The organism is Enterobacter sp. MALB-1 (assembly GCF_041021625.1).
Classification (GTDB): Bacteria; Pseudomonadota; Gammaproteobacteria; order Enterobacterales; family Enterobacteriaceae; genus Enterobacter; species Enterobacter oligotrophicus.
Genome location: NZ_JBDPJL010000001.1, coordinates 1950242 through 1973899 on the forward strand (window position 1 = coordinate 1950242; position 23658 = coordinate 1973899).

Below are 23658 nucleotides of genomic sequence, written 5' to 3' on the forward strand. Positions count from 1 at the left end.
AAAAGGCAAACGGGCAGCAAACTGCCCGCTATGCGTGTTTTAAGGCGCAGCAAGTATACCCGCTTGTATCAACCAGTGCGTATAAGGAATGAGGGTAATTTTGACGCACAGCAAGCCAACAAGTGTCAGCATCAGCGTATAGGGCAGGGCCATCCACACCATCCTTCCATAGGAAAGCCGTATGAGTGGCGCAAGCGCTGAGGTCAGCAGGAACAGGAATGCGGCCTGGCCGTTAGGTGTTGCCACCGATGGCAGGTTGGTGCCGGTGTTGATCGCCACGGCCAGCAGTTCGAACTGTCCGGCGCTGATGGTTCCTTGCTCCATTGCAGCTTTGGCCTCGTTAATGTAGACCGTCCCGACAAACACGTTATCGGAAATCGACGACAGCAGGCCGTTAAACAAATAGAACAGCGAAAGCTGCGCGTCCGGTGCGGCCTGCAGTACAAAGGCGATAATCGGCGCGAACAGATGCTGGTCGATAATCACCGCGACAACGGCGAAAAATACCGCCAGCAGCGCGGTAAACGGCAGGGCTTCGGTAAAGGCTTTGCCGATCGCATGCTCATCCGTTACGCCGGTAAAGGTGGTGGCGAGAATAATGACGGATAAACCAATCAAACCGACTTCGGCAAGATGGAACGCCAGCGCCGCGATAAGCCAGACGCCAATAATCCCCTGGGCAATAAGGCGCAACGTCTCCTGACGAGTTCGCTGGCGGCGGCTCTGCAGATCAAACGAATGCAGCTCATGGCGAACCGGTTCTGGCAGTTGCGCGCCATAGCCAAAGACCCTGAATTTCTCGACCAGAATACAGGTGGCTAATCCACAGAAGAGTACCGGGACGCTGACAGGTGCCATGCGCAGGAAAAACTCACCGAAATTCCAGCCTGCGGCTTTGGCAATGATCAGGTTTTGTGGCTCGCCGACCATGGTCATCACGCCGCCCAGTGCCGTACCGACACCCGCATGCATCATCAGGCTGCGCAGAAACGCGCGGAATTGTTCCAGCACCTCGCGGTTATGCATATCCACGTGGCTGTCATCCTGCAGATCATCTCCGGGGCGCGACGAAGCCACCCGGTGATAAATACCGTAAAACCCGACGGCGACGCTGATCACAACCGCGACCACCGTCAGCGCATCCAGGAAGGCCGACAGGAACGCGGCAGCAAGGCAGAACGCCAGCGACAAGGCGGTTTTTGAGGGAATGCTTAACAGCAGGCGAGTAAAGATAAACAGCAACAGCTGCTTCATAAAGTAGATCCCGGCCACCATAAACATCAGCAGCAGCAGGACTTCCAGGTTCGACGCCAGCTCCTCTTTAACATGCTCAGCGCGGGTCATGCCGATAACTACGGCTTCAAACGCCAGGAGTCCACCAGGCAGGAGCGGGTAGCATTTCAGCGCCATCGCCAGGGTAAAGATAAACTCCGCAACCAAAAGCCACCCGGCAAGAAACGGGTTCACAACGAAAATAACGGGATTAACGACCAGGAATACCAGTAAAGTCAGTTTGTACCAGTCAGGTGACTGGCCTAAAAAATTGCGCCACAGCGCGCGGCCAAATGAAATTTCCACGACAGACGTCCTTCCCCGTCAAATGAGACAAAACATCAGTATACGCAAAAATGGCGACGGAGAGGGCGGCAAAGCCATTTTGTAAATTTCACAAAAATGAAACGGCGATCCCTCTTTTCTCACTTTGCTGCGCTATCTGCCTTAGCGAGCCTCTGGTATGATGAGTGCAATTTGCTAAAGCTGTGTAATGGAAATCTCACTATGGTCATTAAGGCGCAGAGCCCGGCGGGTTTCGCGGAAGAGTACATCATTGAAAGCATCTGGAATAATCGTTTCCCTGCGGGATCAATTCTACCTGCTGAACGCGAACTCTCTGAACTGATTGGCGTCACGCGTACCACGCTCCGCGAAGTGCTTCAGCGGCTGGCACGTGATGGCTGGTTGACGATTCAGCACGGCAAGCCAACCAAAGTGAATAACTTCTGGGAAACGTCCGGGCTGAATATTCTTGAAACGCTTGCGCGTCTCGACCACGAAAGTGTGCCACAGCTGATCGATAATCTGCTCTCCGTGCGTACCAACATCGCCACCATCTTTATTCGTACTGCGTTTCGTCAGCATCCTGAAGATGCACTCGCTGTGCTGGCGAGTGCGAATGCAGTGGAAGATCACGCCGATGCGTTTGCAACACTGGATTACAATGTCTTCCGTGGTCTGGCGTTTGCATCCGGTAACCCGATTTACGGCCTGATCCTGAACGGGATGAAAGGGCTGTATACCCGCATTGGTCGTCACTATTTTGCCAACCCTGAAGCCCGCAGTCTGGCGCTGGGTTTCTACCATAAACTGAGCAAACTGTGTTCTGAAGGTCTGCACGATCAGGTCTATGAAACGGTGCGTCGTTATGGCCATGACTCCGGTGAAATCTGGCACCGTATGCAGAAAACGCTGCCGGGCGATTTAGCAATTCAGAGCCGCTAAAATAAAAAACCTCTCGCATGAGAGGTTTTTTTTCGTCGGGTAGCGGCTACGCCTTACCCGATCTACGGGTTTTGTAGGCCCGGTAAGCGCAGCGCCACCGGGCAAAAAAAGCGGTACTACAGCGTATTCAACCGCGCCGGGCACCGTTCCAGCAGCTCCACGCTGCCATCTTCGTTCTGTTGCTCCAGCAGTACGTCAAACCCCCACAGGCGATGCACGTGCTTCAGCACTTCCTTGCGCCCTTTGTCCAGCGGCGCGCGGTTGTGCGGGATATAGCGCAGCGTCAGCGAGCGATCGCCGCGCAAATCCACGTTCCACACCTGAATGTTTGGCTCAAGATTGCTCAGGTTGTACTGAGAAGAGAGGCGAGAGCGGATTTCCCGGTATCCCTCTTCGTTATGGATCGCTGAAATTTCCAGGTAGTTATTCCGGTCATCATCCAGCACGGTGAAGAAGCGGAAGTCGCGCATGATTTTCGGCGACATAAACTGGCTGATAAAGCTCTCATCCTTAAAGTCGCGCATCGCAAAATGCAGCGTTTCCAGCCAGTCCGAACCGGCAATGTCCGGGAACCAGTATTTATCCTCTTCCGTCGGCGACTGGCAAATGCGCTTAATGTCCTGGAACATGGCAAAGCCGAGGGCATACGGGTTAATGCCGCTGTACCACGGGCTGTTGTAAGCGGGCTGGAACACCACGTTGGTGTGGCTGTGCAGAAACTCCATCATAAACCGCTCGGTGACTTTCCCCTCGTCATACAGATGATTAAGGATGGTGTAGTGCCAGAAGGTCGCCCAGCCTTCGTTCATCACCTGCGTCTGTTTCTGCGGGTAGAAATACTGGCTCACCTTACGCACAATGCGCAGGATCTCGCGCTGCCACGGCTCCAGCAGCGGCGCATTCTTCTCCATAAAGTAGAGCAGGTTTTCCTGCGGCTCAGACGGGTAACGACGCGCCTCGGCGATGGTTTTTTCCTCTTCACGCTTCGGCAGGGTACGCCACAGCATATTCACCTGGCTTTGCAGATACTCTTCGCGGCTTTTCTGCCGGGCTTTCTCCTCCTGCAGGGAGATTTTTTGCGGGCGTTTGTAGCGGTCGACGCCGTAGTTCATCAGCGCGTGGCAGGAGTCGAGCAGTTTTTCCACTTCATCCACGCCGTAGCGCTCTTCGCAGTCGGTAATGTATTTACGGGCGAAAATCAGGTAATCGACGATCGAGCTGGCATCCGTCCAGCTGCGGAAAAGATAGTTGTTCTTGAAGAACGAGTTATGCCCGTAGCAGGCGTGCGCCATCACCAGTGCCTGCATGGTAATGGTGTTCTCTTCCATCAGATAGGCGATACACGGGTTGGAATTAATGACGATCTCATATGCCAGCCCCTGCTGGCCGTGCTTATACAGTCGCTCTGTCTCGATGAACTTTTTACCAAACGACCAGTGCGGGTAGTTAATCGGCATCCCGACGCTGGAGTAGGCATCCATCATCTGTTCGGACGTAATGACTTCAATTTGATGGGGGTAGGTATCCAGGCGATACAGTTTTGCTACCCGGTCAATTTCCGCCAGGTAGACATCCAGCAGCTCGAAGGTCCAGTCGGGTCCATCGCTCAGACGTGTGCTGTCCCTGGACATGGAATCAATAGTAGCCATTAGCGCGCCCTCGTTGTTGGTGCTCTCTCTGTCTGGAGAGCCTCCTTTCAAGCATAGATCAACGTGTTAAAAAACGTGCTGAAGCAGAAATTTTTTCTTTGCGATTTTCCATTTTTGATTCGGCAAAAAAAGCCCACTGACCAGCATTTTATGCTGGTTAAAAATGACGCGCAGCACGAGATCGCAAATAAGCCTTTACCCTGTATACAGGGGAGGATGTGAGATAAGTCACCATAAAAAAGTCGTATGTTGAATAATATTTTCAACTAGGTTATCAATCTGTAATTAGATGATTGTTCTTTTGCTCATTATGGAGTGGCTATGCGTGTTGTCATACTGGGAAGTGGTGTCGTTGGCGTGACCAGCGCCTGGTATTTAAGTCAGGCGGGACATGATGTTACCGTTATCGATCGCGAATCCGGCCCTGCACTGGAAACCAGCGCGGCGAACGCCGGGCAAATCTCTCCGGGCTATGCCGCGCCATGGGCGGCACCTGGTGTCCCGCTGAAGGCGATCAAATGGATGTTCCAGCGTCATGCGCCGCTGGCGATAAGCCTCGACGGCACGCAGTTCCAGCTTAAATGGATGTGGCAGATGCTGCGCAACTGCGATACCCGCCACTACATGGAAAATAAAGGGCGCATGGTGCGTCTGGCGGAATACAGCCGTGATTGCCTGAAAGAGCTGCGCGCATCGACCGGCATTGAATATGAGGGCCGTCAGGGCGGTACGCTGCAGCTTTTCCGCACCGCGCAACAGTATGAGAACGCCACCCGCGATATCGCGGTGCTGGAAGATGCGGGCGTACCCTATCAACTGCTGGAAGCCAGCCAGCTCGCCGGGGTTGAACCGGCGCTGGCGGAAGTGGCGCACAAGCTGACCGGCGGCCTGCGCCTGCCTAATGATGAAACCGGTGACTGCCAGCTTTTCACCCAGCGTCTGGCCAGCATGTGCGAGCAGGCGGGCGTTAAATTCCGCTTTAACACTGCTGTCGATAAACTGCTGTCGGAAGGGGAAAAGATATACGGCGTGAAGTGTGGCGAAGAGGTGATCAAAGCCGATGCCTACGTGATGGCGTTTGGCTCGTACTCCACCGCCATGCTGAAAGGTATCCTCGATATTCCGGTTTACCCGCTGAAAGGCTACTCACTGACCATTCCGGTGAAAGAAGAGAGCGGCGCGCCGGTGTCAACCATCCTGGATGAAACCTACAAAATCGCGATCACTCGCTTCGACAACCGCATCCGTGTGGGGGGCATGGCGGAGATTGTCGGTTTCAATACCGAGCTGCTGCAGCCGCGTCGCGAAACGCTGGAGATGGTGGTGGGGGATCTCTTCCCGCGCGGGGGCTTTATTGAGCAGGCGACCTTCTGGACCGGCCTGCGCCCGATGACGCCAGACGGCACGCCGATTGTTGGCCGCACGCCGTATAAAAACCTGTGGACCAATACCGGGCACGGCACGCTCGGCTGGACGATGGCCTGCGGCTCCGGTCAGCTGTTGAGTGACCTGATCTCCGGGCGCACTCCGGCAATTCCGTTTGACGATTTAAGTGCCGCACGCTATCAATCAGGTTTTACCCCAACGCGTCCACAGCACCTGCACGGCGCGCATAATTAAGGAGTCGTCATGTCCCGTCCCATTCTGGCTCAGCTGGATTTGCAGGCCCTGAAAGATAACCTGCAGATTGTTCGCCGTGCTGCGCCAGGTTCACGCGTCTGGTCGGTGGTGAAAGCCAACGCCTACGGCCACGGCATCGATCGTATCTGGAGCGCACTCGGCTCCACGGATGGCTTTGCGTTACTGAATCTGGAAGAGGCCATTCTGCTGCGCGAGCGCGGCTGGAAAGGGCCGATACTGCTGCTGGAAGGATTCTTCCGTGCGGATGATTTACCGCTGCTGGACACGTATCGGCTGACGACCAGCATTCACAGCAACTGGCAGGTTAAAGCCCTGCAGGATGCGAAATTACACGCTCCGCTGGACATCTACCTCAAGGTCAACAGCGGCATGAACCGCCTGGGCTTCCAGCCTGAGCGCGTGCATACGGTCTGGCAGCAGTTGCGCGCACTGAAAAACGTCGGTGAAATGACGCTGATGGCGCACTTCGCGGACGCGGAAAAGCCAGACGGCATTGCTGATGCGATGATGCGTGTTGAGCAGGCGGCAGAAGGGCTGGCGTGTCCGCGCTCGCTGTCTAACTCGGCGGCCACGCTCTGGCACCCGGAAGCGCATTTTGACTGGGTGCGTCCGGGAATTATTCTGTACGGTGCGTCGCCGTCCGGCCAGTGGCAGGATATTGCCAACAGTGGCCTGAAGCCGGTGATGACCCTGCGCAGTGAGATCATAGGCGTACAGACTCTGAAAGCCGGAGACACGGTAGGCTATGGCAGCCGCTACCGGGCGACGGGCGAGCAACGTATCGGGATCGTTGCAGGCGGTTATGCTGACGGTTATCCGCGTATCGCGCCAAGTGGTACACCCGTGTGGGTCGATGGGGTACGTACCGGCACTGTCGGCACGGTGTCAATGGATATGCTGGCGATAGATTTGACCCCATGTCCGCAGGCAGGCATTGGCTCGCCTGTCGAACTGTGGGGCAATGAAATCAAAATTGATGACGTGGCGACTGCGGCAGGAACGGTGGGGTATGAATTAATGTGCGCGCTGGCACCAAGAGTGCCGGTTGTGACGGTGTAACGATGGGTTGTGTCGGGTGGCGGCTTCGCCTTACCCGACCTACAAAATCCCCGGACGTAGGCCGGGTAAGCGTTAGCGCCACCCGGCAAAAAACCGCTACTCCGGTTCCTCTTCCATCGGCCTCACGCCGACTTTCCGCACCGCGTTATCCTCTTTCTCGGCAACCGTCCAGATCATCCCGGCAAACTCCACCTGGTCACCCACGACAGGCGCAGCACCCAGCATCTTCTGGATAATTTCGCCCAGCGTTTGCTGCTTGTCCCGGTACTCCATGCCTTCATCCAGGCCATAGATCAAGGCGACATCGGCAAATTTGGCGCTGGCTTCCAGAATAAAATCACCAAAGAAACGCTGGTCCAGCGCAACCGGTGGCGACTGGCTGAACAGCTTGCCCAGCGCGGGCAGATCGCGCTCACGGCCAATCACGCAGAGAATATCGCCCTCGCGCAGTCTTGTGCTGCCGGTCGGGTGCAGGAGGGCATTGTCACGGAACAGCGCCGCAATCCGCGTTTCGGCAGGCATGTGCAGATCGCGCAGCGACGCACCCACGCACCACTTATCGGCGCTAAGCTGGTAGACAAACTGCTCCCACGGGTTTTCCGGGTGGATATCCAGCCCCACGCGGGAGACCGGCCAGCCGACGGGCGGAACCACCACTTTCGCCTTTTTTGCCGCCCAACCCAGTGAGGTTCCCTGGAACAGCAGCGACACCAGCACCACGAAGAACGCCACGTTGAAGAACAGCCGCGCATTATCCAGACCGGCCATCATCGGGAAGACCGCAAGGATAATCGGCACTGCGCCGCGCAGCCCCACCCAGCTGATAAATACCCGCTCGCGCAGGTTAAAGCCGCGGAACGGCAGCAAACCGGCAAATACCGACAGCGGGCGCGCGAAGAAGATCATCCAGGCCGACAGCAGCAGCGCCGGAACGGCAATTGGCAGCAGATCAGAGGGGGTCACCAGCAGGCCGAGCACCAGGAACATGCCGATTTGCGCCAGCCAGGCCAGGCCGTCAAAGTTCTGTAAAATGGCATGGCGGTTGCGAATCGGGCGGTTACCGAGCAGGAAACCACAGAGATAGACCGCCAGAATGCCGCTGCCGTCCAGCGCAGTGGTCACGGCGAAAATCAGGATACCGCCGCTCAGGGCCAGCAAGGGATAAAGACCCGCAGGCAGGGAGATGCGGTTGATCATCTGCTGTAACAGATAGCCACCAGCCAGACCGATAATAATCCCCAGACCAAACTGCTGCAGGATATGCCAGGCAAACATCCAGCTCAGGCCCGTCTCGTGCTGCTGGATCATCTCAATCAGCGTAATGGTAAGAAATACCGCCATCGGATCGTTACTGCCGGATTCAATTTCAAGCGTTGAGCCGACACGTTCGTTCAGCCCTTTGCCGCCGAGCAGAGAAAACACCGCCGCCGCATCGGTAGAGCCCACAATGGCACCAATCAGCAGACCTTCCATGATGTCCAGATGGAACAGCCATGCCGCCATCATCCCGGTCAGGCCAGAGGTAATCAGCACGCCGACGGTCGCCAGCGACAGCGCCGGGCCTAATGCGACGCGAAACGAGCTTGCCTGAGTGCGCATCCCGCCGTCGAGCAGGATAACGGCCAGCGCGAGGTTACTCACCATGTAGGCGAACGGGTAGTTATCGAATGGGATACCGCCAATGCCATCGATGCCAGCCAGCATGCCGATGGCAAGAAAAATAACGAGAATAGGTATGCCGAGACGCGATGAAAATGAACTCAATAAAATACTACAGGTTACAAGCACAGAACCCAGAATGAAAAGGCTGATTATCGCTGCGGCATCCAATGTTTTATTACTCCCACCTCAATGTTAATGCTGTTATTAAAACCCTAACATATTAACGACAGAAACAGCGTTTTATTAAGGCGGTTTAACGGCTTTTTTATGCCTTTATAACCGGATGACCGCTGATGGTTAACCGACTGCCTGAATCATGATGCAATAAGTGCGCCTTCGCCCCCAGCGGCAGGGTGACGGTCCGCTGTTCATGACCAAATTCCAGGCCACTAATGACCGGAATATCCAGCCGGGAACGGATAAACTCAACCATTGATTCAAAAGAGTATCCGGCATCGTAATCATTGGGCAGCGCACCGCTAAAACTGCCCAGCACGATGGCGGACTGGCGCTCAAGAATACCCGCATGATAAAGCTGCAGCAGCATGCGCTCGACGCGGAACGGGTGCTCGTTGATATCTTCCAGCACCAGAATGCCGTTCTCTATCTGCGGTAACCACGGCGTACCTATCAGCGACACCAGCATCGCCAGGTTTCCGCCCCACAGCTGGCCCTCACACTCATGGTGCGGCCCGTGGCCTTGCCACTCAATACTGAATACCGGGTTCTCCAGCGCACGCCAGAAATGTTCCCCGGTAAACGCATCCAGCTCCGGTGCACCAAAATTCCCCGCCAGCATCGGGCCGCTGAAGGTGATGACGTTATGCAACGCCAGTAAACCAAGCTGGATCGCTGTGAAATCGCTGTGCCCGCAAATCAGCAGCGGGTTCTGCTGCTGGCGTTTTGCCAGCCCGGACCAGTTGATACTGTCCAGCAACCGGCTCGCGCCATAGCCTCCGCGCACCGCCAGCACAATAGTGTTCTCGTCCTTCAGGTTTACCAGGCTATTGATATCGTTCAGTCTCTGCGCGTCGGTTCCGGCAAAACGTTGCAGGCGGCGGGGGATAATTGTCTGATTTTCTACCCGATGGCCGGATTCCAGTAAACGCTGAACGCCTCGCTGTGCCGCGTCCTGGTTGATGCAATAGCCCGACGGCGAAATGAGATGAAACTGAGACATGGCAATTCCTTGCTGAATGAGAAACTAATTGTCTATATCATGCCGCTTATACGCTTCCCGCTTCAAGGGGCGGCGCACCGCGATGACCGGCTATAAGGATAGATGACGTGAAATTGAGATGGTTTGCTTTTTTGATTGTGTTGCTTGCTGGCTGTAGTTCAAAACATGATTATCAAAACCCGCCCTGGAACCCGGAAGTGCCGGTAAAACGGGCGATGCAGTGGATGCCAATCAGCGAACAAGCCGGGAAAGCCTGGGGCGTGAGTCCGCGTCTGGTCACGGCGATTATCGCGGTGGAATCCGGGGGAAACCCTTCGCTTGTCAGTAAATCAAATGCCGTGGGGCTGATGCAGCTTAAAGCCTCGACGGCCGGAAGAGAAGTCTATCGTTACATGGGCTGGAGCGGACAGCCTTCGACCAGCGAGCTGAAAAACCCGGAACGCAACATCTCAATGGGAACGGCTTATCTGAGCATTCTGGAGCATGGGGTGCTGAAAGGCATCGAAGATCCTGAGGTGATGCAATACGCGCTGGTGGTCTCTTACGTGAATGGCGCAGGTGCGCTGCTCAGAACTTTCTCCTCCGATCGCAAAGAAGCGATTGAAGAGATAAACGGCATGGACAAAGACGAGTTCTTTGAGCATGTGGTGAAGAACCATCCGGCACCACAGGCTCCGCGTTATATCTGGAAAGTACAGAAAGCGATGGATGCCATGTAAAGCCATTGTCGGGCGGCAGCCACGCTGCCCGACGCGCGTTACAGAACTTTATTCGCACGTTCCCGCGCTTCGCGTTCCAGCGAGAAAATAATACGCTGCAGTTCACGCTCTGCACCCGGCCCGACATTCAGAAAACGGAAGCTCAGACGCGGTGTGGTAATAGTCTCGTTTTTGCTGTCCACCACTTTACGCTCGCTGATGGCAATCAGTTGCGCATCAAACCAGAACCGTCCCCAGCCTCCCAGGTCCAGTTCAATTTGCGAGAAGCGCATGCCTTCGACCAGCCCTTCGGGTTTTGGCGTGTCCATCAATGCCCCCATCCCGCCCAGCGACAGGTCAAAGAGCCGGAAGCGGAACTCCTTTTTGTCCGGCATTCGGGCTTTGCAATAATAGGGCGGCTGCAGCGGGGCGCTGATGCGAAAATATTCGCGGCGCTGTACGAACCAGAGGTTAGTGGGAAACGATGTGACAAAAGCGGGCAGCCCCTGATACTCGCTGAGCGCCAGACGAGGCAGAATAAATTCCACTTTTGCACCCTGCGTTTCTGCCATCACCGAGATTTTTTCTGCCCGTAGCGCCGCGCGGTTTTCATACTCCTGGCTACCCAGGTCGATAATCAGGCGCTCCGGCGAGACATCAAGGATCTTGCTGATAAACTGATTGGTTGACCAGGTGATGCGCAGCGGCACCTCACCTTTTTGCAGGTCGCGCAGCACTCCTAATACAGCCAGCGGATTTTGTTTCAGGAACTGCTCACTGTAATTACTCACGCCAGATGGCTCCTCGATGTGTGACAGACTGTCTCTGAATTATCGGCAGCCTGATGTGAAACTTAATACAAACCTGTGAGTTTTTTCATCGCGGCAGCAATTTAAGTCGGTGAGATGAAACCAGTTTTACGCCGATAGCCTATACTTAAGTGACTTGCGCAGAAGCGTTTCTGCACATGCGTTAAACCTGCAAGAGGGCATCGCTATGGGTATTATCGCCTGGATTATTTTTGGCCTTATCGCTGGCGCTATCGCTAAACTTATCATGCCGGGGAATGATGGCGGCGGCTTTATTTTGACCTGCGTTCTCGGTGTCGTGGGTGCGGTGGTGGGCGGCTGGCTGGCTACCATGTTTGGTTTCGGCGGCAGTATCAGCGGCTTTGATCTGCACAGTTTCCTTGTCGCAGTGGTCGGCGCAATCGTCGTGCTGGGCATATTCAGGTTACTCAGACGGGCATAAGATTATCGAAAGCGGCTCTCCCTGGAGAGCCGTTTTTTTTTGGCCATATTGATTTGCCTACCTAAATGATAATAATTGTCGTTCCCAATATCATCTAATAATAAAGACGACAATATGAACACCTCACGTTTTGCGTTATGTGCGTTGGCAGGAGCCGTCGCGCTGGCATTGCAGGGACCGGCTTTCGCCGAAGAAACGACCCTCGTGGTGACGGGCGCTGAGCAGGACAGCGCGCTCCCGGTCTGGACCAACAGCGCCACCAAATCGGCTGTTGCTGAAAGTAAAACGCCGCAGGTGATCAACACCGTTTCAGCGCAGGAGATTGAGAAGCGTCATGCCCGTTCAGTAAACGAAATCCTGCGCTATGCCCCTGGGGTATCGACCGAGATGCGCGGTAATACGTCCTACATGAGCGAATACAAAATCCGTGGCTTTACCGTCGATCAGGAGTTCTACGATGGGCTTCAGTTGCCGTATAACGTTACCGGGAACACCAAAGCGCGTATCGATCCGCTGCTCATTGAGAGCGTCGATATTCTGAAGGGACCCGCATCCGTGCTCTATGGCGGCGGATCGCCGGGCGGCCTGGTCAACATCCAGAGCAAAAAGCCGCAAAAAACGTCCCGCACCGAGGCGGGCTTCAACACCGGAACGCGCAACCTGAAAGAGGGTTTCCTTGATTCCACCGGGCAGATTGCGGAAAGCGACTGGAACTACCGTCTGCTGGGTAAAGCAACGGAAGGTGACGATCAACCACACACCACGCGTGATGAAAATTATCTGCTGGCACCGTCTGTGGCCTGGCAACCGGACAGCAAAACGCGTCTCACAATCGATACGCTGGCGCAAAATACGCCGGGCCTGTCGCCGTCTGATCCGTTGCCGCTTTCATACCTGCGCTCGAAATATGCCGACAGGCGCGACTATGCCGGTGATGAGTGGAGTGGTTTCAAACAGCGCCAGTGGATGATGGGCTACCATTTTGAGCATCAGTTTGATAACGGCTGGGGGGTTAATCAGAAAGCGCGCTATTTCGATGTCGATACCCATCAGCGAAGCGTCTATTCAACAGGGCCGGGCAGCGAGGTCTATCAACTCAATCGTTTTGCTTACACCACGGATGAAAATCTTCAGAGCTTCAACATTGACAACCAGGTCACCAAAACGGTTGCGCTGGGCGAATGGCAGCATCACCTGCTGGCGGGGTTTGACTATCAGAAACTGAACTCGCACTTCCGCTATCGCTACGCGTCCGCCACCACGCCGGGCATTGATATGCGCAACCCTGACTATTCGCAGATCCACACGGGCGATTTGGGGCTTTATACCGCGCAGAAAAATCGCCTGAGTTACCAGCAGAATGGCTATTACCTGCAGGATCAGGTGGAATTTGGCGGGCTGAACCTGCTGGCCAGCCTGCGCTATGACGATTACCGCTCTGTCACCACAGACTATCTGCAGCACGACGACAAAGCATGGGTGGCGCAGGATCGTCTCACCAAACGTCTGGGGGCACTTTACGCCTTCGGGAATGGCCTCTCACCGTTTATCAGCTACGCCGAAGGCTTCGCCCCGGTGTCGCCGCAGGGAACGCTGACAGCGAAAGACGTTAAGCCGACGACCAGCAAGCAGGTCGAAGGTGGTCTGAAATACCTGCTGGAAGAGTACGCCACCACCTTTACCGCGTCGGTGTTCACTATTCGCCAGAAAAATGTGGTGACGAGCGACCCAGGCTTCCTGAACTACCGCCAGACCGGGGAAGTGGAATCTAAAGGTGCAGAACTGTCTGCCGTCAGCCGTCCGACGGATAATCTGACGCTGATTGCGAACTATGCTTACACGCACGCTATCAATACGGAAGATGATAAATACAAAGGGAAACGCCCTACGCAGGTGCCGGAGAATGCCTTCAACCTGTGGGGGGATTACACCTTCGACAGCACGCCGCTAAAGGGACTTATGCTGGGGGGCGGGGTGCGCTATACCGGGGCGATGGAGATTTCACCGACCAACGAAGCGGGCAAACTGGGTGGCACGACGCAATACGATCTGGCGGCATCCTACCGGATGGGCGAACTTTTGCCCTCGCTGGAAGGGCTGACGCTAAAAGCCAGTGCGCAGAATATTACCAGCAAAGAGACGCTGACCTGTTACGACGAGACTCACTGCTGGATTGGGCGTGACCGGACCTATCAGTTAGGAGCAAGTTACCGTTTCTGACGACCTTTTCCCTCTCCCTGTGGGAGAGGGGTAGGGTGAGGCCATCAGGCCGCAGGGGAATTACTGCGCCGCACTTTTCGCGGGCGCGACATCGTCGTTCGCCGCAGGCTGATTCTCCGGCACGCTGTCACACGGTTTCTCTTTCGGACATACCAGATCCAGCATTTTCAGCGTCACGCCATTGCTCCAGCCGAACCCATCCTGCAGGGGATATTCTCCGCCGCCTCCGCCGGTGCCCGTCGAGGAAACGTCATATTTCTCCACCAGTTTCTGTTCGCGATCATAGGTATGCTGAACGTTTTTCAGGAAGCGCCACGTTACATCCATCGCCACCTTGTTTTGCCCGTAATTCTGCAATCCTTCGGTCGCGACCCACTGCAGCGGTGCCCAGCCGTTCGGTGCATCCCACTGCTGGCCGCTGTTGATTGTGGTGGTGGAAATACCGCCCGGTTTCAGCAAGCGCGAAGCGGTAGCCGCCGCGACTTTGTCGGCGCGATCCTGCGCCGCCGCTTTCACGTAAAGCGGGAAAAGCGCGGCCGCTGTCAGCTGATTACGCACCTTTTTGCTTTTAAGATCGTAATCGGCGTACCACCCCTCTTTTTCATTCCACAGGTGGCTTTCAATCGCTTTCTGACGCGCCGTCGCCAGCGCTTCATATTTGCTCGCGCTGGCGGCATCGCCATCATCCTGGCTTGCCCGCGCCAGCAGTTTTTCCATCTTAAACATCAGCGCATTCAAATCCACCGGCACAATGCTGGTGGTGCGGATTGTGCCGAGTTTCTGCGGATCGTCCATCCAGCGGGAGCTAAAATCCCAGCCTGAGGCGGCGGCAGAACGCAGATCGCGGTAGATCTCCGTGGCCGGGCGATTCGGGTTGTTTTTGGCCGTGGTCACATCATCCAGCCAGGACTCCGGGCGGGGCGTGTCACGGTCATCCCAGTAGCGGTTGAGAATGGAGCCATCGTCCAGCTTCACCACCCGTTTGCTGGCGTCGCCAGGCTGCAGTGCGTCAACCCCATCCATCCAGTAGGCATACTCTTTTTCCATCTGCGGACGGTATTTTTTCAGCGCATCGCTGTCGTGGGTGGCGAGCAGCTCCACCATTAAAGAGAAGAACGGTGGCTGAGAGCGGCTCAGGTAATAGCTGCGGTTGCCGTTAGGAATATGGCCCCAGGTATCCAGTTCATAGGCGAAGTTGTCCACCATATCGCTGATTTTGTCCCAGTGCCCGCTCTCGGCTAAGCCCAGCATGGTGAAGTAACTGTCCCAGTAATAGACCTCGCGGAAACGCCCGCCGGGCACCACGTAGGATTTCGGTAACGGCAGGAGTGAATCCCATTTGCTGGCTTTGTCGGTCGTGCGGGTGAGCACAGGCCACAGATCGTCGATATGTTCACGTAAGTTCTGACCTGCGGGGGGAACATATTTTTCGCCTTCCGTCGGCAGGGTAAAGTTCATTTCCACAAAGTGGCGCAGGTCAAAACCAGACTGGGTACGCTGCATCCGGTAATCCGCCAGAATCATCAGTGGATCGCTTTTGGGGACCGCATCCGCAAAGGTTTTTTGATCCGGGAACAGTTTCGCGCTCTGAACATCATTAAAGAGTGGGCCAAACAGAATGTCGGGTGAGGTTTTCTGGCTCGTTAGCTGATCGTCTGCATAACCCAACGTGGTAACGCCGACGAGTAGTGCGCCTCCCAGCGCAAGATGCAAAAGAGCAGGGCGTAGTCTACGAGGTCTTATCATCGGTTCATCTCCTGTATTCGCTGAACAGCGTGACCGCTGTTGTCAATCACCTGAAAACCTTAGACGAATATTGCCCGCTTCGCGTGTTGAACATCCCATTTTGCGCACAACCAGACGATTTACCGCTGCGGTCGCAGTGCAGGGGCGGCAGGAGAATATTTTTGAAGAGAATAAATCCCCAAGAATAATTGATATTAAATATTATATTAAAGATTCTTTTTAATATTGATTGTGGTTATGGATTGAAGCCGTATTTAATAATGTGAGTCACGTTCTGTTTTAAAGCGGAAATAGGTGGAAAGTTTCTGCGAGGGTCACACAAAGTAAAAAACATAATACCCATACCAAAAAACATAATAGCGTCTTTGTCGGCATTTAGACGAAATTGCGGAACTCATCTTTTTGGGTGTTTACTTTTATTATCAGGATGGATTCTATGAAACTAAATAAAATAGCTGTCGTTATGGGGGCGCTCTATTCGGGGGCTCTGTTTGCTGCACAAACGCCATTGAGCGTGGAAGAAAAACTGGCGCAACTGGAAGCGCAAATCCAGGAATTAAAACAACAGCAGGCGGCCAGCCAGCCAGCGACAACCGTTGCAGTACAGTCGGCGGAGCCCGTAAACGCAGACGCGCCACCGAAGCTCACGTTGTCTGGTTTCGGTGATATTAAATTCTACGGCGATGTGGAATTTAATATGGACGCAGCAAGTAAAACCGGCAGTCTGACCTCTGTTAAGCAAAGCGCTAATAATGACTGGGCTCCCGGAGATAAAGAGCGCTGGGATATTAACGGACGTATTTTGCTCGGCTTTGATGGCTATCGAAAAATGGATAACGGTAATTTTGCCGGCTTCTCTGTTCAGCCGCTGGGAGATCTCGTCGGACAAATGTATCTTGATGATGCAGTATTCTTCTTTGGCACAGAAAACGACTGGGAAGTGAAAGTCGGACGCTTCGAAGCCTACGATATGTTTCCGCTTAATCAGGATACCTTTGTTGAATATTCCGGTAATACCGCAGACGATCTCTACAGCGACGGCTACGGTTATATCTATATGCTGAAAGAGGGACGTGGCCGTACCGACAGTGGCGGTAACTTCCTGATGAGCAAAACGCTGGATAACTGGTATTTCGAGCTGAATACGTTGTTTAAGGATGGAAGCGATCTGTTTGTCGATCAGCGTTATCACGGTGCAGAACTTGAAAACGACAAAAATGTGGCATACGTGCGCCCGGTCATTTCGTGGCAGAACGGGCCGTTTTCAACCGCCGTGGCGATGGAGACCAACCTGGTCAACAACGCTTACGGATATCGGGATGATGCGGGGCGTTGGGTCGATCAGTCTGACCGCACGGGCTACGGTTTTACCCTCACCTGGGACGGGCTCAAAACTGATCCGGAAGATGGCGTCGTCGTGAATGTCAACACGGCTTATCTGGATGCGGCTGACGAGACAGACCTGACCACCGGGATTAACGGCCTGTGGCACAACTTTGAGCTGGGTTATATCTATGCTCACAACGAAATCGATGAATTTAACGCCTCCACGTTTGATGCGGATTGCGATAACGACTGCTGGATCACCGATCCCGGCGAATATGACATTCATACCATCCATACATCATACCTGATCCCAAACGTGATGAAGATGAAAAACTTCAACATCTATCTGGGGGCGTATGCGTCCTGGGTGAACGCGTCGCCTAAAGAAGGTAACGATAAAAACGACGATCGCTATGGCGGCCGCGTGCGCTTCAAATATTACTTCTGATGGACCTGCCGGTCAGACCTCTTCCGGGGCCTGGCTGGCTTCCCGCAATGTTCCCGGCGCATGGCCGACGATGCGCTTAAACGCCCGGCTAAACGCCGCCAGCGACCCGTATCCCAGACGCAGCGCGACGGTTTCGACAGGCTGATGCTCATGGCGAATGTACTGGATCGCCAGCCGCATCCTTAACTCGGCGAGGTATTTTGCCGGCGTGGTGCCTGTAGCCGAGAGAAAACGTTCAGCAAATACGGAGCGCGATGTGCCCGCCTCTTTCGCCAGATCTGCCACGCTCCAGTTTACGCCAGGTTGCTGATGCATGGCATAAATCGCCCGGCTCAGACGGGGATCGCGTAACACCTGTACCCAACCCGTGGCTTTGCCGCACCCGGCTTCTACCCAGCCGCGCACAATCAGCGCGGCGACCACATCCGCCAGACGTGCCAGTATTCCGGCAAACCCGACCTGACGCGTCATCGACTCACGCTCCATGGCCGCCAGCAGTGGGTGGATCTCCGGCCAGGTGGACATTAACCGGCTTACCATCATCACTTCCGGCATCGCCTTAATCAGCGGCTGCATCCCGCCAAGCTCAAAATCCATGCATCCGCTGAAGATAACGGTCTTCTCACTCTCCGGGCAGGGTTCGCAGCGAATGGCGCAGACCGAGTTACATATTGGCTCGCTCGGAAAGGCATTCACCGGCGTCACGTTCGCATGTTCGTCAGAGAGGAGGGCGTGGGCGTTGCCGTTTGGGATGAATAAGGCATCGCCGCCATTCAACCCGAACGTCGCGCCGCTCTCCATGCGCAGCAGTGCCGTACCGTGGCTCACGAAGTGAAATTGTGCCTTGCCAGGCGCTTGCTGAAATGCCACGCCAAACGGTGAGCTGGCTTCGATCCGCCGGTATTTCACGCCTGACAGACGCATACCGCGTAAAAGCTCGCTGATTAAATCGGGTGACTGGACGCTCATCGGCACAACTCCGGACGAATAATCAATAAGTGGAGATTATATGTCATAGATCGTCCATTAGGAACACTCTATGCTTTTGCGACATTAGTCACATTTTTATAACGGGAGTACAACAGATGAACGCATGTGTCGCAGCGAGAGAGGCCGCTACGCCCGCAAAACCCGCCTGGCGAGCCGTCTATTCTCTGGGGCTGGGGGTGTTTGGCTTGATTACGGCGGAGTTCCTGCCAGCCAGTTTATTAACGCCGATGGCGGCAAGCCTGGGCGTGACGGAAGGCATGGCCGGACAAGCCGTGACCGCCACCGCCCTGGTGGCGCTGGTCACCGGATTGCTTATCACGTCAGCTACCAAAAGCATCGACCGGCGTTGGGTACTGATGTTCTTCTCTGTTTTACAGATTATCTCCAGCCTGCTGGTTGCTTTCGCGCCCACGCTGCATGTGCTGTTGATGGGACGTCTGCTGCTCGGTATCGCGATCGGGGGATTCTGGGCGATGTCCACCGCCACGGCAATGCGTCTTGTGCCTGCCGATAAAGTGCCCAAAGCGCTGGCGGTGATCTTCTCCAGCGTGTCGATTGCAACGGTAGTGGCTGCGCCGTTGGGGAGTTATCTGGGTAGCCTGATTGGCTGGCGTAACGTCTTTATCCTTTGTATTTTGCCTAGCATGCTGGCGCTGTTGTGGCAGCTGTGGGTGCTCCCGTCAATGAAACCGGAAAGTAGCGGCAGTCTGGGAACGTTATTCCGCGTGCTGCGACGTCCGGGAATGATCGGCGGGATGCTGGCGACGATTCTGATCTTCAGCGGTCATTTCGCCTTCTTCACCTACCTGCGACCGTTCCTGGAAACCGTCGGGCAGGCGAGTGTGGAAAGCATCTCGCTGATCCTGCTGGGCTTCGGGCTCGCCAACTTTGTCGGCACGTCTCTTGCCGGACATCTGCTGGCACGCAACTTACGTCTGACGCTGGCGCTGGTGCCTTTTGTGATGGGTGTACTGGCGCTGACCATGGTGGCGTTTGGTCATCTGGCGATGCTGGACGGGTTACTGGTCGCGCTGTGGGGCTTTGCCTTTGGCCTGGTGCCGGTGGGCTGGTCAACCTGGCTTGCAACCACGGTTCCGGATGAGGCAGAAAGTGCCGGAGGGCTGCTGGTGGCGTCCATCCAACTGGCGATAAGCGCGGGTGCGGCAGGGGGCGGTGCGGTGTTCGATCTCAACGGTGCCAGCGGGGTATTCATGGGGAGCGGCTTGTTGCTGGTGACCGCAATGGTGATTGTGTTTATGGGCGTCAGAGTTAAGGCGGAGTAGCCCTGTTCCCTCTCCCGGAGGAGAGGGAATGAGGTGAGCTTACAACCCTTTCTTATCCATCCACACGGCCAGGTCCACCAGTCGGTTCGAGAAGCCCCACTCGTTGTCATACCACGCCAGGATCTTGACCATGTTGCCGCCAATGACCAGCGTTGAGAGCCCGTCGATAATGGACGATCGCGGGTCGCCCTGGTAATCGCTGGAGACCAGAGGCTCATCGCTGTAACCCAGAATCCCCTTCAGTGCTCCGCTGGTGGCGGCTTTGCGGAACGCGTCATTCACTTCGTCGGCGGTGACATCACGGCTTAGCGTCACCGTTAAATCGACAATCGACACTACCGGAACAGGAACGCGCAGAGAATACCCGGTCAGACGCCCATCCAGCTCAGGGATCACTTTGCCCAGCGCTTTAGCCGCCCCGCTGGAGTAAGGGACAATCGACAGCGCTGCAGCTCGCGCACCACGCAGATCTTTCTCCGGCTGATCGTGCAGCGCCTGGCTGTTGGTATAGGCGTGGGTGGTATTCATCAATCCATGCTCAATGCCGAACGCCTGATGCAACACCTGAGCCGCCGGAGCGAGTCCGTTCGTGGTGCAACTGCCGTTACTCACCACAACGTGCTGAGCGGGATCGTACAGCGTGTGGTTGACACCCATCACGATCGTCAGATCGTCGTTCTTGCCTGGTGCGGAGATGATGACGCGTTTCGCTCCACCGTGCGTAATATGCACCGCGGCTTTGTCACGTTCGGTGAAGAAACCTGTCGCTTCAATCACCACGTCAACGCCGACATCACGCCAGGGGATATTTGCCGGGTCGCGTTCGCTAAACACCGTGATCCGCTGACCATCCACCTGCAGAGCGCCGTCTGCCGCTTCAACAGGGACCGGCAGCGTACCGAGCAGGGAATCATATTTCAGCAGATGAGCAAGCGTTTTGCTGTCTGTCAGATCGTTGATAGCGGCAATCTGAATTTCCGGATTACCCAGCGCTGCACGCAGAACATTACGCCCGATGCGGCCGAAACCGTTAATACCGACCTTAACCATGATGGACTCCTTATCAGTGTTGTCTGGCGTTACTGTAGGCGTCAGGCTAAGTGGCGTAAACGACAAAAAAGGATCACATTACGCCATTTTGCGGCAGTGGAAGCGCTGGCGGTATTCACCCGGCGTGAGATGAAGTTGTTTCTCGAAAACGCGGCGCAGATTGATGCTGCTGCCAAAACCACTTTTCTCCGCAATGTTCTCAAGCGTCTCCGCTGTTTGCTCAAGCAGCTGGCGAGCGGCGGCAAGGCGTGCTTCGGTCACATAACGCGCCGGAGAGACGCCCGTATCGCGGGTAAACACGCGGGTGAAATTGCGTGGACTCATGGCGACTCTTTCCGCCAGATTTTCCACACACAAATCGGCGGTGAGGTTTTGCAGTATCCAGGTCTGTAGCTCGCTAATCGGGCCGGTGGAGCCGGAATGCTGCAGGTTATAACGGCTGAACTGCAATTGTCCGCCAGGGCGGCGCAGATACATCACCATATCCTGGGCGACATCGCGGGCGAGGGAAAAACCGTAATCGTCCTCAACCAGCGCCAGCGTGAGATCGAACCCGGAGCTGACGCCTCCTGAGGTCCAGACTGGGCCATCCTGGATATAGAGCGGGCCGCCTTCAACCGTGATTGCCGGGTACAGCGTTTGCATGGTTTCCAGCAACCGCCAGTGCGTCGTCGCGCGCCGTCCATCAAGCAAACCGGTTTGTGCCAGCAGCATCGCACCGCCACAAATGGAGGCAATCCGACGCGCGTGCGGAGCAGCAAGATGCAGCCAGTCCACCACGGCGGTGCTCTCCTGCTCGTTCATGCCACGCCCGGTAATGATGATGGTGTCCAGCGGCTCGCGCGGGTCCAGCTCCGGCAGGCGGTAGTCTGCCAGCAGGTTTAACCCGGACTGGCCGTGGATCACCTGGTGAGGCTGGGTGGTCGCAATGATAATGCGATAGCAGGGATGGGTCGTGCCTTCCGGGTGCAGCCGGTTGGCCTGCATCAGAATGTCGGCGATACCGGCGGCTTCAAACAGCATGCCGCCGTCAGGAACGATAATCAGGATCTTCTTCATGTCCTGAAAAGTACCTTTAACACAGAATAAGTCAAGCCGGAGATGCGCGGCTGTATCACTTTTTGGCAAAGCAAAGCGATTTAAGTTGTTTGTTATTTCAGACGTTATCCGGGATCGTCATGCTCAATAGTTACTGACGGAAACGGCGTCTGACGGAATGGGTAAACGACACTCCCTCTATTTGCATGAACAACAACGCAATGAGATTCATCATCTCGCCGCGGGTTTTCTGTGGCGAAGTGAACTACCAACCTGGCTCTTAATCATCACTCTTTACGGCGGCTGGTTTTCCACGCTGGCGTACTGGCAAACGCTGGGGTTGCTGCCCGCCACGCTGCTGCTTGTCTGGTTTACCGCCTGGTATATGTCACTTCAGCATGAGTTAATTCATGGTCATCCCACGCGTTTCCCGCGGATTAACCAGCTTTTCGGCACGCTGCCGTTGGCTGTCTGGTATCCGTATGGTCTGTACCGGGATTCCCACCTGGCCCATCACCGTAACGATCACCTGACTGTTCCGGTGGATGATCCGGAGTCATACTATTTTACCGAAGAGAGCTGGGCGCGGTTTTCGCCGTGGCAGAAAAGGCTCATCCACGCGCGGAATACCTTTATCGGGCGCGTGCTGCTGGCACCGCTGCTGGATATTGTTCAGACACTCAACAGCGCGGTGGTGGCGTTTCGTCAGTGTCACCTTCGGGCGATGGTGATGTGGCTGGTGCATGTTGCGCTGCTGATTGTACTTTTCGCCTGGATGGATCACATCGGTTTCTCACCTCTCTGGTTTGTGCTGGCGGTGAGCTACCCTGCGCTGGCGCTGACTAAGGTGCGCTCCTTCCTTGAACATCGCGCGACGGACGATCCTTTGGCGCGGTCGGTGATTAACGAGGCCGGACTGTTCTGGCAGGTGCTGTTTTTAAATCTCAACTATCATTCAGTGCACCACGATCTCCCTGGTGTGCCCTGGTACGGGTTGAAGAGTATCTATCTGCGAAATCGCGACGATTATCAACAGCGAAACCACGGTTTTATGGTGAAAGGATACGGCGAATGGCTTCGCCAGTTCTGGGGCAAGGCGGTGGACATTACCGTTCATCCGGGAATTAAAAAGGATTAGGGGAATGAGTAACCTGCTGGCGTTCCCGATGTATGCTGTGGATCGCGCAAATACCGACGCGTTATGGCGGGCAGTACAAACGCTGCTGGCCGCGCGCGGCGTGGCGGTGGGCGATGCTGCGCCAGGTGTACCGGACGCGGAATTGCTGGAACACTGGCGAGATCCCCGGCTTATTTTGAGCCAGACCTGCGGCTATCCGCTGGTCACACAGTTGCCAGACGTGCAGGTTGTCGGCTGTTTTCACTACTCTGCACCGGGCTGCGAAGGGGAGCAGTACCGCAGTTTTCTGGTGGTGCGTGAGGAAGATAAACATCATCAACTTGCCGATTTTCACGGGCGGCGTGCGGTATGTAACTCGCTCGATTCCCAGTCAGGCTATAACGCCCTGCTGAAAAAGGTGGCACTGCTCGCAGTTAACGGACGATTTTTCTCGCAGATGAATGTTAGCGGCAGCCATCGCCAATCATTGAGGGCTGTAAGGCGCGGGGAAGGGGACATCGCGGCTATCGACTGCGTAACGTATGCGCTGTTGCAACGCCATGAACCACAATTATCTGAAGGACTGGCAGTGATTGATTGTACTCCACTGACGCCGGGTTTGCCGTTAATCACCTCCCGTGCGACATCAGCCGACACCCTGCATGCCCTTCGGGATGCGCTGAATGCGCTGGTAAAAGCACCGGAATACAGAGGCGTTTGCGATGCCGTGTTGATTAAGGGATTTAGTGAGATGACGCGTCAGCCGTATGCCCGGCTTCTCGCTCCGTATTAACGTTATTA

General features: G+C 55.4%; 19 protein-coding genes. 10 read left to right on the forward strand and 9 right to left on the reverse strand.

Annotated features, from left to right (window positions below; all coding sequences use genetic code 11):
- Positions 1-39 precede the first annotated feature (39 nt).
- Positions 40-1578 (reverse strand): Na(+)/H(+) antiporter NhaB, encoded by a 1539-nt coding sequence (nhaB, locus tag ABGB15_RS09315; RefSeq protein WP_215722211.1) that lies wholly within the window; start codon positions 1576-1578, stop codon positions 40-42.
- 201 nt (positions 1579-1779) lie between these two features.
- Here nhaB and fadR point away from each other — a divergent pair, with 201 nt between their 5' ends.
- The gene (gene fadR / locus ABGB15_RS09320) at positions 1780-2499 is read left to right on the forward strand and encodes a fatty acid metabolism transcriptional regulator FadR (protein WP_152081368.1); all 720 of its coding nucleotides are present in this window, start codon (positions 1780-1782) and stop codon (positions 2497-2499) included.
- 116 nt (positions 2500-2615) lie between these two features.
- Here fadR and ABGB15_RS09325 read toward each other — a convergent pair whose 3' ends face one another.
- On the reverse strand, positions 2616-4148 hold the full coding sequence (locus ABGB15_RS09325; RefSeq protein ID WP_152081367.1) for a SpoVR family protein: 1533 nt from the start codon (positions 4146-4148) through the stop codon (positions 2616-2618).
- A 321-nt stretch (positions 4149-4469) separates the two neighbouring features.
- Here ABGB15_RS09325 and ABGB15_RS09330 point away from each other — a divergent pair, with 321 nt between their 5' ends.
- A complete protein-coding gene (locus ABGB15_RS09330; protein WP_215722210.1) occupies positions 4470-5768 on the forward strand; it encodes a D-amino acid dehydrogenase in 1299 nt (432 codons plus the stop codon).
- Positions 5769-5777: 9 nt separating this feature from the next.
- Positions 5778-6848, forward strand: a complete 1071-nt coding sequence (dadX, locus tag ABGB15_RS09335; protein WP_215722209.1) for a catabolic alanine racemase DadX — start codon at positions 5778-5780, stop codon at positions 6846-6848.
- 96 nt (positions 6849-6944) lie between these two features.
- Here the strand turns inward: dadX and ABGB15_RS09340 are convergent, their stop codons facing one another.
- Positions 6945-8678: a potassium/proton antiporter gene (locus ABGB15_RS09340; RefSeq protein ID WP_215722208.1), complete on the reverse strand. Its 1734-nt coding sequence runs from the start codon at positions 8676-8678 to the stop codon at positions 6945-6947.
- A gap of 97 nt (positions 8679-8775) precedes the next feature.
- A complete protein-coding gene (ldcA, locus tag ABGB15_RS09345) occupies positions 8776-9690 on the reverse strand; it encodes a muramoyltetrapeptide carboxypeptidase (protein WP_215722207.1) in 915 nt (304 codons plus the stop codon).
- A gap of 107 nt (positions 9691-9797) precedes the next feature.
- Between ldcA and emtA the strand changes: the two genes are divergently transcribed.
- On the forward strand, positions 9798-10409 hold the full coding sequence (gene emtA / locus ABGB15_RS09350; RefSeq protein WP_215722206.1) for a membrane-bound lytic murein transglycosylase EmtA: 612 nt from the start codon (positions 9798-9800) through the stop codon (positions 10407-10409).
- 38 nt (positions 10410-10447) lie between these two features.
- On the opposite strand, the gene ABGB15_RS09355 is transcribed toward emtA, so the two are convergent.
- Positions 10448-11179, reverse strand: coding sequence for a flagellar brake protein (locus ABGB15_RS09355; RefSeq protein ID WP_215722205.1), 732 nt, complete (start codon positions 11177-11179; stop codon positions 10448-10450).
- A gap of 205 nt (positions 11180-11384) precedes the next feature.
- Between ABGB15_RS09355 and ABGB15_RS09360 the strand changes: the two genes are divergently transcribed.
- Complete coding sequence (locus ABGB15_RS09360) at positions 11385-11639, forward strand: GlsB/YeaQ/YmgE family stress response membrane protein (protein ID WP_010432765.1); 255 nt, start codon at positions 11385-11387, stop codon at positions 11637-11639.
- Positions 11640-11753: 114 nt separating this feature from the next.
- Positions 11754-13859 (forward strand): TonB-dependent siderophore receptor, encoded by a 2106-nt coding sequence (locus ABGB15_RS09365; protein WP_215722204.1) that lies wholly within the window; start codon positions 11754-11756, stop codon positions 13857-13859.
- Positions 13860-13919: 60 nt separating this feature from the next.
- On the opposite strand, the gene ABGB15_RS09370 is transcribed toward ABGB15_RS09365, so the two are convergent.
- Positions 13920-15605 carry an alpha,alpha-trehalase gene (locus ABGB15_RS09370; protein ID WP_215722203.1) on the reverse strand — a complete coding sequence of 562 codons (1686 nt, stop codon included), beginning with the start codon at positions 15603-15605 and terminating at the stop codon, positions 13920-13922.
- Between the two features lie 436 nt (positions 15606-16041).
- Here ABGB15_RS09370 and ABGB15_RS09375 point away from each other — a divergent pair, with 436 nt between their 5' ends.
- Positions 16042-17379, forward strand: a complete 1338-nt coding sequence (locus tag ABGB15_RS09375) for a carbohydrate porin (RefSeq protein WP_215722202.1) — start codon at positions 16042-16044, stop codon at positions 17377-17379.
- A gap of 12 nt (positions 17380-17391) precedes the next feature.
- On the opposite strand, the gene ABGB15_RS09380 is transcribed toward ABGB15_RS09375, so the two are convergent.
- Complete coding sequence (locus ABGB15_RS09380) at positions 17392-18348, reverse strand: AraC family transcriptional regulator (RefSeq protein WP_152081357.1); 957 nt, start codon at positions 18346-18348, stop codon at positions 17392-17394.
- Positions 18349-18464: 116 nt separating this feature from the next.
- Between ABGB15_RS09380 and ABGB15_RS09385 the strand changes: the two genes are divergently transcribed.
- A complete protein-coding gene (locus ABGB15_RS09385; protein WP_215722201.1) occupies positions 18465-19652 on the forward strand; it encodes an MFS transporter in 1188 nt (395 codons plus the stop codon).
- Positions 19653-19691: 39 nt separating this feature from the next.
- Here the strand turns inward: ABGB15_RS09385 and gap are convergent, their stop codons facing one another.
- Both gap and ABGB15_RS09395 read right to left on the reverse strand, forming a co-directional pair.
- On the reverse strand, positions 19692-20702 hold the full coding sequence (gene gap, locus ABGB15_RS09390) for a type I glyceraldehyde-3-phosphate dehydrogenase (RefSeq protein WP_152081355.1): 1011 nt from the start codon (positions 20700-20702) through the stop codon (positions 19692-19694).
- 78 nt (positions 20703-20780) lie between these two features.
- Positions 20781-21761, reverse strand: a complete 981-nt coding sequence (locus ABGB15_RS09395) for a GlxA family transcriptional regulator (RefSeq protein ID WP_215722200.1) — start codon at positions 21759-21761, stop codon at positions 20781-20783.
- A gap of 157 nt (positions 21762-21918) precedes the next feature.
- Here ABGB15_RS09395 and ABGB15_RS09400 point away from each other — a divergent pair, with 157 nt between their 5' ends.
- Both ABGB15_RS09400 and ABGB15_RS09405 read left to right on the forward strand, forming a co-directional pair.
- Positions 21919-22878 carry a fatty acid desaturase gene (locus tag ABGB15_RS09400; RefSeq protein ID WP_215722199.1) on the forward strand — a complete coding sequence of 320 codons (960 nt, stop codon included), beginning with the start codon at positions 21919-21921 and terminating at the stop codon, positions 22876-22878.
- Between the two features lie 4 nt (positions 22879-22882).
- Positions 22883-23650: a phosphate/phosphite/phosphonate ABC transporter substrate-binding protein gene (locus tag ABGB15_RS09405; protein ID WP_215722198.1), complete on the forward strand. Its 768-nt coding sequence runs from the start codon at positions 22883-22885 to the stop codon at positions 23648-23650.
- The last annotated feature ends 8 nt before the right edge of the window (positions 23651-23658 follow it).